At 65.8% G+C, this 12,852-nt stretch carries 11 protein-coding genes and 6 tRNA genes; 6 read left to right on the top strand and 11 right to left on the bottom strand.

Annotated elements, in window-relative coordinates; genetic code table 11:
• Both VIR09_RS27710 and VIR09_RS27705 read left to right on the top strand, forming a co-directional pair.
• Positions 1-1,200 (top strand): DUF748 domain-containing protein (locus VIR09_RS27710; RefSeq protein ID WP_332015779.1); only part of this gene is annotated, 1,200 nt, incomplete at its 5' end.
• A 63-nt stretch (positions 1,201-1,263) separates the two neighbouring features.
• Positions 1,264-2,142, top strand: coding sequence for a dienelactone hydrolase family protein (locus VIR09_RS27705; protein WP_332015778.1), 879 nt, complete (start codon positions 1,264-1,266; stop codon positions 2,140-2,142).
• A gap of 1,040 nt (positions 2,143-3,182) precedes the next feature.
• Here the strand turns inward: VIR09_RS27705 and VIR09_RS27700 are convergent.
• Complete coding sequence (locus VIR09_RS27700) at positions 3,183-3,605, bottom strand: hypothetical protein (protein WP_332015777.1); 423 nt, start codon at positions 3,603-3,605, stop codon at positions 3,183-3,185.
• A 242-nt stretch (positions 3,606-3,847) separates the two neighbouring features.
• On the opposite strand from VIR09_RS27700, the gene VIR09_RS27695 reads away from it, so the two are divergent.
• Both VIR09_RS27695 and VIR09_RS27690 read left to right on the top strand, forming a co-directional pair.
• Positions 3,848-4,351: a peroxiredoxin gene (locus tag VIR09_RS27695; RefSeq protein WP_332015776.1), complete on the top strand. Its 504-nt coding sequence runs from the start codon at positions 3,848-3,850 to the stop codon at positions 4,349-4,351.
• An 86-nt stretch (positions 4,352-4,437) separates the two neighbouring features.
• Positions 4,438-5,820 (top strand): MFS transporter, encoded by a 1,383-nt coding sequence (locus VIR09_RS27690; protein ID WP_332015775.1) that lies wholly within the window; start codon positions 4,438-4,440, stop codon positions 5,818-5,820.
• A gap of 16 nt (positions 5,821-5,836) precedes the next feature.
• Here VIR09_RS27690 and VIR09_RS27685 read toward each other — a convergent pair whose 3' ends face one another.
• The 9 genes from VIR09_RS27685 to VIR09_RS27645 all read right to left on the bottom strand — a co-directional run bounded on the left by VIR09_RS27685 (position 5,837) and on the right by VIR09_RS27645 (position 10,462).
• Positions 5,837-6,712: an EamA/RhaT family transporter gene (locus VIR09_RS27685; protein ID WP_332015780.1), complete on the bottom strand. Its 876-nt coding sequence runs from the start codon at positions 6,710-6,712 to the stop codon at positions 5,837-5,839.
• Positions 6,709-7,728, bottom strand: a complete 1,020-nt coding sequence (gene bioB, locus VIR09_RS27680; protein WP_332015774.1) for a biotin synthase BioB — start codon at positions 7,726-7,728, stop codon at positions 6,709-6,711. The genes VIR09_RS27685 and bioB overlap by 4 nt, the downstream gene beginning before the upstream one ends.
• Positions 7,729-7,971: 243 nt before the next feature.
• Positions 7,972-9,462 (bottom strand): helix-turn-helix transcriptional regulator, encoded by a 1,491-nt coding sequence (locus VIR09_RS27675; protein WP_332015773.1) that lies wholly within the window; start codon positions 9,460-9,462, stop codon positions 7,972-7,974.
• Between the two features lie 227 nt (positions 9,463-9,689).
• Positions 9,690-9,766: transfer RNA gene (locus tag VIR09_RS27670), tRNA-Asp, on the bottom strand.
• A gap of 71 nt (positions 9,767-9,837) precedes the next feature.
• Positions 9,838-9,913: transfer RNA gene (locus VIR09_RS27665), tRNA-Glu, on the bottom strand.
• Positions 9,914-9,952: 39 nt separating this feature from the next.
• Positions 9,953-10,028 (bottom strand) — tRNA-Ala (locus VIR09_RS27660).
• A 103-nt stretch (positions 10,029-10,131) separates the two neighbouring features.
• Positions 10,132-10,208: transfer RNA gene (locus tag VIR09_RS27655), tRNA-Asp, on the bottom strand.
• A 63-nt stretch (positions 10,209-10,271) separates the two neighbouring features.
• Positions 10,272-10,347: transfer RNA gene (locus VIR09_RS27650), tRNA-Glu, on the bottom strand.
• Between the two features lie 39 nt (positions 10,348-10,386).
• Positions 10,387-10,462 (bottom strand) — tRNA-Ala (locus VIR09_RS27645).
• 114 nt (positions 10,463-10,576) lie between these two features.
• On the opposite strand from VIR09_RS27645, the gene VIR09_RS27640 reads away from it, so the two are divergent.
• Both VIR09_RS27640 and VIR09_RS27635 read left to right on the top strand, forming a co-directional pair.
• Positions 10,577-10,708, top strand: coding sequence for a hypothetical protein (locus tag VIR09_RS27640; RefSeq protein ID WP_332015772.1), 132 nt, complete (start codon positions 10,577-10,579; stop codon positions 10,706-10,708).
• Between the two features lie 108 nt (positions 10,709-10,816).
• The gene (locus VIR09_RS27635; RefSeq protein WP_332015771.1) at positions 10,817-11,872 is read left to right on the top strand and encodes an aldo/keto reductase; all 1,056 of its coding nucleotides are present in this window, start codon (positions 10,817-10,819) and stop codon (positions 11,870-11,872) included.
• Between the two features lie 7 nt (positions 11,873-11,879).
• On the opposite strand, the gene lnt is transcribed toward VIR09_RS27635, so the two are convergent.
• Positions 11,880-12,852: apolipoprotein N-acyltransferase (gene lnt / locus VIR09_RS27630; RefSeq protein WP_332015770.1), on the bottom strand; the 973-nt coding region annotated here is incomplete at its 5' end.

The raw sequence follows: 12,852 nt of genomic DNA, 5'->3' as shown, positions 1-12,852 counted from the left end.
GGCGGCATGCCGGACATCTCGGTCAACAGCGTCACCCTGAACCGCGGCCGCATGACCTTCACGGACCGCTTCGTCAAGCCCAACTACGTGGCCGAGCTGTCCAGCATCGAAGGCTCGATCACGGCGGTGTCGTCCACCAATCCCCAGCCCGCCAAGGTCAAGGTCACTGGCCGCGTCTACACCACCGCGCCGCTGTCGATCAGCGGGGTGGTGCAGCCTTTCGCCAAGTACCTGTCGCTGGATCTGAAGGCCTCGGCCAAGGGCGTGGACCTGCCGCGCTTCAACACCTATTCGGCCAAGTACGTGGGCTACCCCATCAAGCGCGGCAAGCTGTCGGTGGATCTGGAATACAAGATCAAGGACCGCGCGCTGCAGGCCACCAACCACGTGGTGCTCAACCAGCTGACCTTCGGCGACAAGACCAACAGCCCCGACGCAACCAAGCTGCCGGTGCTGCTGGCCGTGGCGCTGTTGAAGGATTCGCGCGGCAACATCGACATCAACCTGCCGATCTCCGGTTCGCTGGACGATCCGGAGTTCTCGGTGGGCGGCATCGTGGTGCGCGTGCTGCTGAACCTGGTGGTCAAGGCCGTCACCTCGCCCTTCAGCCTGCTGGCCTCGGCCTTTGGCGGCGGCGAGGAACTGTCCTACGTGGAATTCGCGCCCGGTAGCGCGGCGCTGACCGAAGACAGCCAGCAGCGCATCGACACCTTGATCAAGGCCTTGACGGACCGTCCGGCCCTGAAGATGGACATCAGCGGCCGCGCCGACCCCAAGACCGACATGGAAGGCCTGCGCCAGGCCTGGGTCGACGCCAAGATCCGCGCCGCCAAGGCCGCCGACGTCACGCCGCGCGGCAAGAAGCCGAACCCCGCGGGCGTCGAGGTATCGGGCGCGGAACGCGCCAAGTACCTGGAAGAGGTCTACGACGACACGGACATCAAGGACAAGCCGCGCAACTTCATCGGCATGTCCAAGTCCGTGCCGGCGGCGCAGATGGAGGAGATGCTGCGCAGCGTGGCGCCCGTAGGCGACGAGCAGTTGCGCCAACTGGCCGATGCGCGCGCGCAGGCGGTTTATGAGAAGCTGCAAGCCCAGGAAGGACTCGCGGATCGCGTGTTCATCGTTGCGCCGCAACTGGACGCGGATGGCATCAAGGACGAGGGGCAACCCTCGCGCGTGGACTTCTCCCTGAAGTGAACCAGGCTGGTTTGGGAGGCGGCCGCTGGCCGCCCCTGCCGGCTTTTTGCCAGGAGATTCTCGATGAATGACCAGGACGCGCACTTCGACAGCCTGCTTCCGCCTTTGCGGCTGAACCGGCGGGGGTTCATGGCCACCACGGTGGCGACGGGTTTTTCCCTGGCGGCCGGCCAGGCCGTGGCGCAGACCGCGATCACCACGGACGCCAATGGTCTCGTGGCCGGAAAGGTGGACATTCCGGTCAAGGACGGCAAGATGCCCGCGTACCGGGCGGCGCCCAAGGGCAAGAAGGACCTGCCTACCGTGCTGGTGGTGTCGGAGATTTTCGGGGTGCACGAGTACATCCAGGACGTGTGCCGCCGGCTGGCCCACCAGGGTTACCTGGCCATCGCGCCCGAACTGTTCGCGCGCCAGGGCGATCCGTCCAAATACACCGATATTCCCAAGCTGCAGGCCGAAATCATCGGCAAGGTGCCGGACGCGCAGGTGATGTCCGACCTGGATTCGACCGCGGCCTGGGCCACGTCCAACGGCGGCAATCCGGACCGGCTGGGCATCGTGGGTTTTTGCTGGGGCGGCCGCCAGGTCTGGCTGTACGCGGCCCACAACCCGAAGCTGAAGGCCGGCGCGGCCTGGTACGGCCAGTTGGGCGGGCAGCCTTCCGATCTGAAACCCAAGTCGGTGCTGAGCCAGGTGAATGAGCTGAAGGCGAAGGTGCTGGGGGCTTACGGCGGCAAGGACGCCGGGATTTCAATGGCGGACGTGGACAAGATGCGGCTGGAACTGGCACAGGGGCCGGCGGCGGCCAAGGCTTCGCGGATCGATGTGTATCCGGAGGCGCCGCATGCGTTTCATGCGGATTATCGGCCTTCTTATCGGAAGGCGGAGGCGGAGCAGGCTTGGACACGGATGTTGGATTGGTTCAAGCAGAACGGGCTTTGATCGGATCTGGGGTTGTTGGTGTTGCACGTACGTAGTTGTTTGTGTCACATACGTGCTTGTTGGGCTGCATAGTGCGCTTCGTAGGTCGCCCGTCGGCGCGGGCGGCGTGGCGGCTCGCGCCCACGATTGCGGTCCGGAGCGTTCGCTCCGGACTGCCCCGTCGTCATCTTCGTCAAGGCCTTCGGCCTTTCCTTCAGATTCCCTCGGGCGCATCGAGGTTGCGAGCCGCCACGCCGCCCGCGCCGACGGGCTGCGTGCGTCTGGGCTACTTGCGCTGCTAGAGCTGTGGTCGGGGGCGAGTCTTGGGCTGCCCGTATTATTCGGCCGCGCGGGCGGCCGAATAATACATACGTCATTTTTTTTAAGTGTGATTGTGATCGCTGGCGCGAATGCGCCGATTGGGTTTCTTCTGGCGTCGCCGTCAGGGGGGAGGGGCGGTGATGGGTGGCGCGCGGCGGGTAGTCGCTTGCGCATGCAGACCACGCGCGCGCGCCACCCATCCAGCGCCGGGGTTCAAGTGGCGATGGCTGGAGGATATGTCAGCTGTCGCTCACGAGGTCTGTCGGCGTCGAAGGCCAAATAATGACGCTCCCCACTCCGAAAAATGACGAGCGGGAGCGCGAGACGTCATGGATCGTCATGGACAACTGTTGTTGGTGTTCGAACCGATCCTCCGCCAGCGCGCAGCGCCATCATCAATCGCAACACGCCGCGTAAGCCCCCAGAGGCCGCCCGCGCGGCCGGCCGGGGGCGGGCCCCGCAAGATCCATCGCCACACCCCACAGGTGGCGAGAACCCCAAGCACACAGATCGTCCCAGCCGACGCCAAGTTTCAAATGACGAAGCCTGTCGCGCCGGGGGCCTGGGGTGCGCGGGGCGTCGATAAGCCCGAGGGAATCGGAAGGGAAGGCCGCAGGCCTGGACGACGATGACGACGGGGCAGTCCGGAGCGAAGGCTCCGGACCGCAATCGTTGCCCCGCGCACCCCAGGCCCCCGGCGCGACAGGCGTCTCAAGAACCGGACCGCGCCCCCCCAAAAACTACTGAGCCTTCTCCCCCGGCAACCCATCACTAACCTCAGCCAACGCACTCTTCATATCCTCGTACTCCATCACCCTCTCATTCTGAAAGCTACCCAGCACCCCCCGGCACCCATCCACCCCCGACCGCTTCATCTCTTCCATCATCGTTTTCCCCTCAGCCTGCCCCTTCTGGAACAGCCCGTCATACCCGCCCGAAGAGAAGCCATACTCCTGCGCATACTGCAGCAGGTTCTTGCGGGAGGTGGCCAGGTGCTGGGCCAGGTCGGGGTCGGAGGCCCCGCAGGCGCGGGCGGCGCCGTTGGAGGCGCCGGCGGCGACGACGAAGGAATCGTATTGGGCCTGTTCGGCGGCATCAGGAGCTGCCCAGGCCGTGGCAGCCGAGGCCAGCGTCAGGGCCAGGCCGGTCAAGATCTTGCGCATCGATGAATCTCCGCTAGATGCCCGCCAGCCGGCTGCGCGGCGTGCGCGGGCGGTGATCGCAACCACAACATTATGGCAATCAGCCGTTTCGAACCCGTGTAGGCACGGTATGGAGTCGTTTCAGACTGTGCATCTTTTTTTCCCGAGGTCCTGACGGCCAGCAAGGCGGCCGCGCAAGAACTATGATGGAGGCTGTGGGGCGCTCCTGCCCCAGTGCATTGCCCCCATTCCTGGAGATCTACATGACGATCAAAGTCGGCGATCGCGTGCCGGACGGCACCCTGACCGAATTCATCGAAACCGAAACCGCCGCCTGCTCGCTGGGCCCCAACGCGTTCCAGGTGGCCGATCTGACCCGTGGCAAGACCATTGCGCTGTTCGCGCTGCCCGGCGCCTTCACGCCCACCTGCTCGGCCAAGCATCTGCCGGGCTACGTGGAACAGGCCGCCGCCCTGAAGGCCAAGGGCGTCGATGAAATCTGGTGCGTGGCCGTCAACGACGCGTTCGTCATGGGCGCCTGGGGCCGCGAGCAGAAGACGGACGGCAAGGTCCGCATGCTGGCCGATGGTTCCGCCCTGTGGACCAAGGAACTGGGCCTGGAGCTGGACCTGATCCAGCGCGGCATGGGCGTGCGCTCGCAGCGCTACTCGGCCCTGATCGTCGACGGCGTGGTCAAGCAGCTGAACATCGAAGGCCCCGGCAAGTTCGAAGTCAGCGACGCAGCCACGATGCTGTCGCAAGTCTGATCCCACGCAGTTCCTGTTTTACCGCTTAGTGCAGCGGGCCGCTCCGGCGGCCTGTTGCGCTGCCGCCAGCAGCGGTTGCCGACGCCATGCTCGCCACCATCTCCTCCTTCTCGTCGCTTTACTTCGCGACCTTGCTGATGCTTATCGGCACGGGTCTGTTCAATACCTACATGGGGCTCAGGCTGACAGCGCAGTCTGTCAGCGAGGTGTGGATCGGCGCCCTGATCGCCGGCTACTACCTGGGCCTGGTGTGCGGCGCCCGTCTCGGGCACAAGCTCATCATCCGCGTGGGCCACATCCGGGCGTTCGTCGCTTGTGCGGCCGTCGCCACCAGCATGATCCTGGCGCAGACGCTGGTCGACTCCATGCCGCTGTGGCTGGTGTTCCGCGTCATTTCGGGCATCGTGATGGTGACCGAGTTCATGGTCATCGAGAGCTGGCTCAACGAGCAGACCGAAAACCACCAGCGCGGACGCGTCTTTTCCGTCTACATGGTCGTGTCGGGCCTGGGCACCGTGCTGGGGCAACTGGCCCTGACCGCCTATGCCACGCTGGACCTGCGGCCCTTGACCCTGGTGGCCATGTGCCTGGTGCTGTGCCTGGTGCCGATCGCCGTCACCGCGCGTTCGCACCCGCCCACGCCGCTGCCGGCGCCGCTGGACATCCGTTTCTTCATGCGGCGCGTGCCGCTGTCGATGACGGTGCTGTTCGTGGCGGGCAACCTGTCCGGGGCCTTCTACGGCCTGGCAGCCGTCTACGGCGCCAAGCACGGCCTGTCCACCTCGCAGGCGGCCATTTTCGTGGCCGCCGCGGTGACTGCGGGCCTGCTGTCGCAATGGCCCATGGGCTGGCTGTCCGACCGCATCAACCGCGCCGGCCTGATCCGCTTCAACGCGCTGCTGCTGGTGCTGCTGCCCGTGGTCATGTGGGGCTGGATCGTCCTGCCGTACTGGGCGCTGGTGGCGATGTCCTGTGTTTTTGGCGTGCTGCAGTTCACCCTGTATCCGCTGGGCGCGGCCTTTGCCAACGACCACGTGGAGTCCGAGCGCCGGGTCAGCCTGTCGGCCGTGCTGCTCATGACCTACGGGGTGGGGGCCTGCATCGGCCCGATGATTGCCGGGGTGCTGATGTCCCTGGCCGGGCCCAGCATGTACTACGTGTTTATCTCCGCCTGCGCCCTGATCCTGGTCTGGCACGTGCGTCCCACCCGCGTCACTGGCGCGCACCAGGTGGATGAGGCCCCGACGCATTTCGTGCCCATGCCGGACACGCTGCAGAGTTCGCCGGCCGCGGCGGTGCTGGATCCGCGGGTGGATCCGGCGACCGACATCGCCATGGAAATGGTGCAGCCCGACGTGGCGCCGGTAGCGACGGCCGAGCCGCCCGCGCAGGAACCGCCTGGCGAGGCCGGCGCGGACCAGGCAGACGACGCGGCCGAGGACGGACGCCAGAGGCGCACCGGCACCTGAGGCCGGGATGGCGCCCCTACCAGGGCGCCATCAGCACGATGGCGGCCAGCGCCAGCGCGATGCCCAGCAGGTTCAGCCGGGTCAAGGGTTCGCGGAAGGCCAGCGCGCCGACCAGCGTGCCCAGGGTGATCACGCCCATGTTCATCGATGCGAATACCAGCGCGGGATGCTCGGGCAGCGACTGGTGCGCGCGGATGTAGGTCAGGATGTTGCCGAAGTTCGCCAGGCCCAACACTGCGCCAGCGGCCAGGTGACGCAGCTGCCAGCGCACCCGGCTTCCCAACAGATAGGCGAGCATCAGCAGACCGGCGATGACGAACGCGAGCAGCAAGCCGCCCGCGAAGGCAGTGCCTGCGCGCGCCATCTGCTTGAACAGAATGTCGATCACGCCATAGCCCACCCACACGACCAGCGGCCATAGCCACATGGCGCGGGTGCTGGCGGGTGTGTCCTCGCCCGGCGCTTGTGCGCGGGCGGGGCGGCGCAGCAGGCAGTACAAGGCGCTGGCGGCCAGCAAGGTCGCGGCCAGCTTGCGGCCGCTGACCGATTCGCCGAACAGCAGGAAGGCCGCCAGCAGCGGGATGAACAGGGACAGGCGCTGCGCCGCGTCGCTGCGCACGATGCCGGCATGGCGCACGGCCGCGGCCATCGCCAGGAACACGCTGGGCAGCAGCACGCCCAGCGCGGCCAGCACCAGCCATGGGGTCTGCGGCGCCAGCAGCGCGGCCGGATCCGGGCGCAGCACGGCCCAGCAGAGCAGGGCGGCCACCGCGTAGTTCATGGCGATGGCCTGGCGCACGTCCACCTGGCAGCGCCGCGCCAGCTTCAGCAGCACGGCCACGGTCACGCTGCAGGCGACGCTGGCCAGCAGGTAGAGCAGGCCCGGGGTCAGCGGCATGCCGTGGCGTCGTGGTGCTGGTGTTGGGCGGCGTCGATGCGCATGCCCAGGCGCTGCAGCAGGCGCTGGTCGGCTTCCATCTGCGGATTGGCCGTGGTCAGCAGGGCGTCGCCGTAGAACATGGAGTTGGCGCCCGCCATGAAGCACAGCGCCTGCAGCGCGTCGTCCATGGCTTCGCGGCCCGCGGACAGACGCACCGCCGCGCGCGGCATGGCGATGCGGGCCACGGCGATGGTGCGCACGAATTCGAACGGGTCCAGGGCTTCCACGCCGGCCAGCGGCGTGCCTTCCACCTGCACCAGGTTGTTGATCGGCACGGACTCGGGATAGGGCTCCATGCTGGCCAGCTGGGCGATCAGGCCGGCGCGTTCGCGGCGCGATTCGCCCAGGCCCACGATGCCGCCGCAGCACACGCTGATGCCGGCGTCGCGCACCCGGTCCAGCGTGTCCAGCCGGTCCTGGTAGGTGCGGGTGGAGATGATCTTGCCGTAGAACTCGGGCGAGGTATCCAGGTTGTGGTTGTAGTAGTCCAGGCCGGCGCTTTTGAGTTGTTCGGCCTGGCCCTCGCGCAGCATGCCCAGGGTGACGCAGGTCTCCAGGCCCAGGGCCTTCACCGCGCTGACCATCTCGGCCACCGCCTCCAGGTGGTGCGGCTTGGGGCTGCGCCAGGCGGCGCCCATGCAGAAGCGCTGCGCGCCGCCTTCCTGGGCCTTGCGGGCCGCGGCTACCACGTCCGCCAGGGGCATCAGCTTGTCGGCGTCCAGGCCCGTGTCGTAGTGCGAGGACTGCGGGCAATAGGCGCAGTCCTCGGGACAGCCGCCGGTCTTGATCGACAGCAGGCTGGACAGCTGGATGGCGTTCGGATCGAAATGGGCGCGGTGCGTCTGCTGGGCCCGGAACACCAGATCCATGAACGGCAGCTCGTAGAGCGCCATGATGTCGGCGGCGCTCCAGGCGGGAGCGGCGGCCGGCTTGGCGACGGTCGGGACGGGAATGTAGGCGGTCTGCATGGATGGGGCTCCTTTCGGCTTGCGGGGATCGCGCCGCTTGGCAGGCAAGGGCGGGATCGGCGGATCGTAAGAAGCTGCGCACGGTTTGCGCAATCCAGGTCGACAGGCGGAAATTAGTACCCTGTTGTTGTTGTTTTTGCTGGAAATGGAAGATTTTGGAGGATGCCCGCGTCTAAGTGGCCCATATCTTCGGGGACGCCTGAATGCTGATTATTTTGCATCCAATTGTAAATAATCGGGGTATCAGGCCTGGTCGCGCTTGTCGCGCGCCCGCGTGCGCTCGTGTCCGGTGATGCCACGGTCCCGCGCCCACACGATGGCCGCGCTGCGGCGGTGTACGCCGATCTTGCTGTAGATGGTGGCCACGTGGTTGCGCACGGTATTGCGCGACAGCTTCAGTTGCCGGGCGATGCCGTCGTCGTCATGGCCCTGGCACATCAGGCCCAGCACTTCGCGCTCGCGCGAGGTGAGCTGCGCCAGTTCGGCCACGTCGCGGGTGGCGGGCGCGGGTTCGCGCAGTTGCGCCAACTTTTCGATGACGCTGCGGCTGAACCAGGAGGTGTCCTGCATGACGGCTTCGATCGCCGTCAGCAGTTCCGTCTCGGAGCGCTTGCGTTCCGTGATGTCCTGGATGGCCAGCAGCACACGTTGTTGGCCGCCTATGGTCACGGGCTCCGCCGACAGAAGGCAATCCAGCTGGCTGCCGTCCTTGGCCGCCAAGGCCACATCGCGGTTGCGTGCGCTTTCGCCGCGCTTGAGGTTGGTCTCCAGATCCTCGGAGAGCCGCAGGCCCAGAGCGGTCAGCGCGTGGCCGATGCTGTCCTGCGGCGAGGCGCCGGTGGCTGCGGCAAAGGCGTCGTTCAGGTCCAGCGCGAGCAGCGTCTCGCCCTCGCAGACGGCCATGGGCACGGGCGCTAGGCGGAATGCCTTGGAGAATCGCTCCTCGCTTTCGCGCAAGGCCAGTTCGGTGCGCTTGCGGGCTTCCACGTCGATGAAGGTGAACAGCATGCATGGCTCGCCCTGCATGTCGATGGGCTGGCCCGCGACGATGACGAACTTCAGGCTGCCATCCGCAAGTTTCAGCACGCCTTCGCGTTGTGCAATGGTCTGCCGTTCGTGCAGCCTGGCGACCGCGTTGTTCTTGTCATCGCCGTCCAGCACGTCCAGGTCGTAGGCCGACTTGCCCAGTATGGCGTCGCGCGCGTAGCCCGTCATTTCCAGGAAGCCCTGGTTCACCTTCACGTAACGCAGGTCGGACAGGCGGCAGATCAGGGCGGGCGCGGGATTGGCGCCGAAGGCGCGCTCGAAGCGTTCTTCGGCGTTGAACTGCCCGGTCTGGTCGTGCAAGATCAGGACGCGGTAATCGGCCCCGTCGCCGCCGTCCAGGTGCAGGCCGCTGGCGCGCACATTGCGCCGGAATTCCTCGTCGTCCTTGCGTGCCAGGTCCAGCAGCAGTTCGTCGAATGGCTCGGCCGCGGCCAGGAGATCCAGCGGATACTGGCGCGCGGGCACGCGCTGATGGTTGCGGAAGCTGAGGGTATATCGCTTGCGATAGCCCGCCGGCGTGCCGCCCAGTTCATCCAGCGTGTCGGCGCCATGCAGGTTGAGCGCGCTGGCATTGGCCCAGGCGATGGCGCCGTCCGCCTCGAGCAGGATGATGCCTTCGTTCAGGCCCGCGATGATGCGTTGCAGATGCTGGCGGTGCGGATGGGGAGCGGCGGCGTTCGCGGTCACGTAGTCCTCTTCTTTTCGCAGGGCACGACGCAAAGAGAATGAAGGCACGCCGGCGCGCTGTCCAGATGGCGAAATGGACGAGACTGAGCGCAGGGGGGAGAGTAGAGAAGATGGCTGCCGGCTGGCGATGAGGGCAAATGCGGCCGGCAGAAATGCAAAAAAGCTCCGGAAACCGGAGCTTTCAAGGGATGCTGAAGCAGACAGACTTGCGAACCGCATGATGTGCTTGGCGGAGCGGACGGGGCTCGAACCCGCGACCCCCGGCGTGACAGGCCGGTATTCTAACCAACTGAACTACCGCTCCGCAGCGGCTTACTCTGACTTCTTCAATGCACTGCGGTGTCAAGGCAGCTTGGTACTACATGCCAGAAAGACTGGCGTCCCCTAGGGGATTCGAACCCCTGTACTCACCGTGAAAGGGTGATGTCCTAGGCCTCTAGACGAAGGGGACCTGAACGAAACAGAACTACTTTACTACCGTACTGCTTACTGGTGGAGGTAAGCGGGATCGAACCGCTGACCTCTTGCATGCCATGCAAGCGCTCTCCCAGCTGAGCTATACCCCCCAGGATCCTCGATGTCCCAAACTTCAGACAACAAGGTCTCACACTATATAAAAGCAAAAAGCCCCGAAAACGGAGCTCTTGAAAGACTCTGAGCGAGAGCTTTTGGCGGAGCGGACGGGGCTCGAACCCGCGACCCCCGGCGTGACAGGCCGGTATTCTAACCAACTGAACTACCGCTCCGCAGCGGCATACTCAACTACATGGTCACTTCAACTGCATCACTACATACTGCTGCCAGCGAACTGGCGTCCCCTAGGGGATTCGAACCCCTGTACTCACCGTGAAAGGGTGATGTCCTAGGCCTCTAGACGAAGGGGACTTGGACTTGCAAACTGGTACTGCATCCTTCGCCGTTGACTGGTGGAGGTAAGCGGGATCGAACCGCTGACCTCTTGCATGCCATGCAAGCGCTCTCCCAGCTGAGCTATACCCCCGTCTTTCTAATCAACCCGTTCAACGTTTTACGAAGGCGAACACACGTTTTACTGCGTGCTTTTTCGTAGTTCGTTGCCGGTTTTGTTTAGTGCCGTTGGCGAAGAAACGAGATTATGCACGAACTAAATATGGTGTGCAAGTCGCTTCACGGCAAAAAGCAAGAAAGTGATGAAAAAAAGGGGGTTGGAAGAGATTTTTTACCCGTTTTTGCTCTTTCTTTGCGCAGGCTTGGCAAGGGCGATTGATGCGGAATTCAAGTAAATCAAAGGCTTGTGAGAATGCTATCGTGAGCGGAAACTTTTTTTCCGATCCGGAAGGTTTTCTGCGCCGGATTGGTGCACACGGACATCGCCATGAGCAACAAGACCTCGTTCCCCACGCGCCCGCTAGGTCAGAGCGGCATGGACATCACCCGCATCGGATTGGGTGCCTGGGCCATCGGCGGCAACGGCTGGGCGGTGGGCTGGGGACCGCAGGACGACGCCGATTCGGTGGCCGCGATCCGCCGCGCGGTCGAGCGCGGCATCAACTGGATCGACACCGCGGCGGTGTACGGGTTGGGACACTCCGAGGAGATCGTGCGCCGCGCGCTGGCGCAGATGGCGCCGGACGCGCGGCCCTACGTCTTCACCAAATGCGGCCTGACCTGGTCGGCGGAGCAGCCGCAGGCGATGCCGCGGCGTACCGGGGCGCCGGCCAGCATCCGGCGCGAAGTCGACGACTCGTTGCGCCGGCTGGGCGTGGAGCGCATCGACCTCTACCAGATGCACTGGCCGGCGGGCGACGGCACGCCCCTGGAGGTGTACTGGCAGGAATTGCTGGACCTGAAACAGGAAGGCAAGGTCAGGGCGGTGGGCCTGTCGAACCACAATCTTGCGCAGTTGCAACAGGCCGAAACCCTGGGCCACGTGGATACGCTGCAACCGCCGTTCTCGGCCATCCAGCGCGCGGCGGGCGCGGACCTGATTCCGTGGTGCGAGAGAAATGGCACGGGCGTGATCGTCTACAGCCCGATGCAGTCCGGTCTTTTGACCGGCGGCTTCAGCATGGCGCGCGCCCGCGCCTTGCCGGCGGATGACTGGCGCGCGCGCAACGCGGAATTCACCTCGCCCGGCATCGAGCGCAACCTGGCGCTGGCCGATGCGTTCAAGCCCATCGCCGAACGCCACGGCACCACGGTCGCGGCCGTGGCCGCGGGCTGGACCTTGGCCTGGCCGGGCGTGACGGGCGCCATCGTCGGCGCCCGCAGCGCGGCTCAGGTGGATGGCTTGCTCGGCGCGGCATCGCTTGAACTGGATGCCGAGGACATGGACGTCATCGCGGATGCGATCGAGCGCACGGGCGCCGGGGCCGGACCGCTGCGCCCGCCCGGGGAGAGCGGCGCGCTGCCGGCCAATCTGTTCGCCTGAAGCGTTTTCAGGCGCGGCGCGTCTGGCGGCCGCTGCCGAACGCGGCAATCAGCGCCAGGCCGATCAGGGCCAGCGCGGTCTTGTCGCCAAAGCGCGCATAGGGCGTCAGCCCCGTCATGCCTTGCACGGCCACCGGCAGCACGCCGGCTTGCAGCGGGGCGAGCTGGGCCGCCACGTGCCCTTTTGCATCGATGGCGGCGGTAATGCCCGTGTTGGTGGCGGTCAGCATGGGACGCGCGGTTTCCATGGTGCGCAAGCGGCCGATCTGCAGATGCTGGCGCAAGGCCCAGGAATCGCCGAACCAGCCCAGGTTGCTGACGTTCACCAGTATGGTCGCGCCCGGTTCGCCATTGGGGCCGGGCTGCAGCGAGGGCAGCAGGTCCGGTCCGAACAGGTCTTCGTAGCAGATATTGAAGGCGATGTGCTGGCCGCCGACGGCGAAGGGCGTCTGGCGCACCGCGCCGCGGTCGAAGTCGCCCAGCGGAATGTTCAGCATGTCCACGAACCAGTGGAAGCCGGGCGGCACGTATTCGCCCCAGGGCACCAGATGGCGCTTGTCGTAGCGCATGGCGGTATTGCCGGCGGCGAGCTGTTCGACCGGTGTATTGCCGTCAAAGCCCATGACGCTGTTGGTGTAGCGGTCGCGGCCGTTGACACGGTCGTGCAGCGGCACGCCCATGGCGATGGTCGTATTGCGTTGCGCCGCCAGGTCGCGCCAGACCGTCCAGACGCGCGGATCGAGCTGGTCCTGGAAGATTGGCAGCACGGTTTCCGGCAGGATGATCAACTGTGGCGCGGGTACGCCGGGCGCCGGCGGCATGGCGGCCAGGTCCAGGTGGCGCACCAGGCTTTGGTCGAGCAGGGCGGGGTCGAACTTCTGCGACTGTTCGATGTTGCCCTGGACCAGGCGCACGTTCAGCGGATCGCCGGAGGGCGCGGACCAGTCGATGCGGGACAGCGGCCAGCCGGCGGCGGCCAGG

The organism is Achromobacter sp., assembly GCF_036567245.1.
Lineage (GTDB): Bacteria > Pseudomonadota > Gammaproteobacteria > Burkholderiales > Burkholderiaceae_B > Achromobacter.
This window is presented reverse-complemented; position numbering and strand designations above follow the sequence as displayed.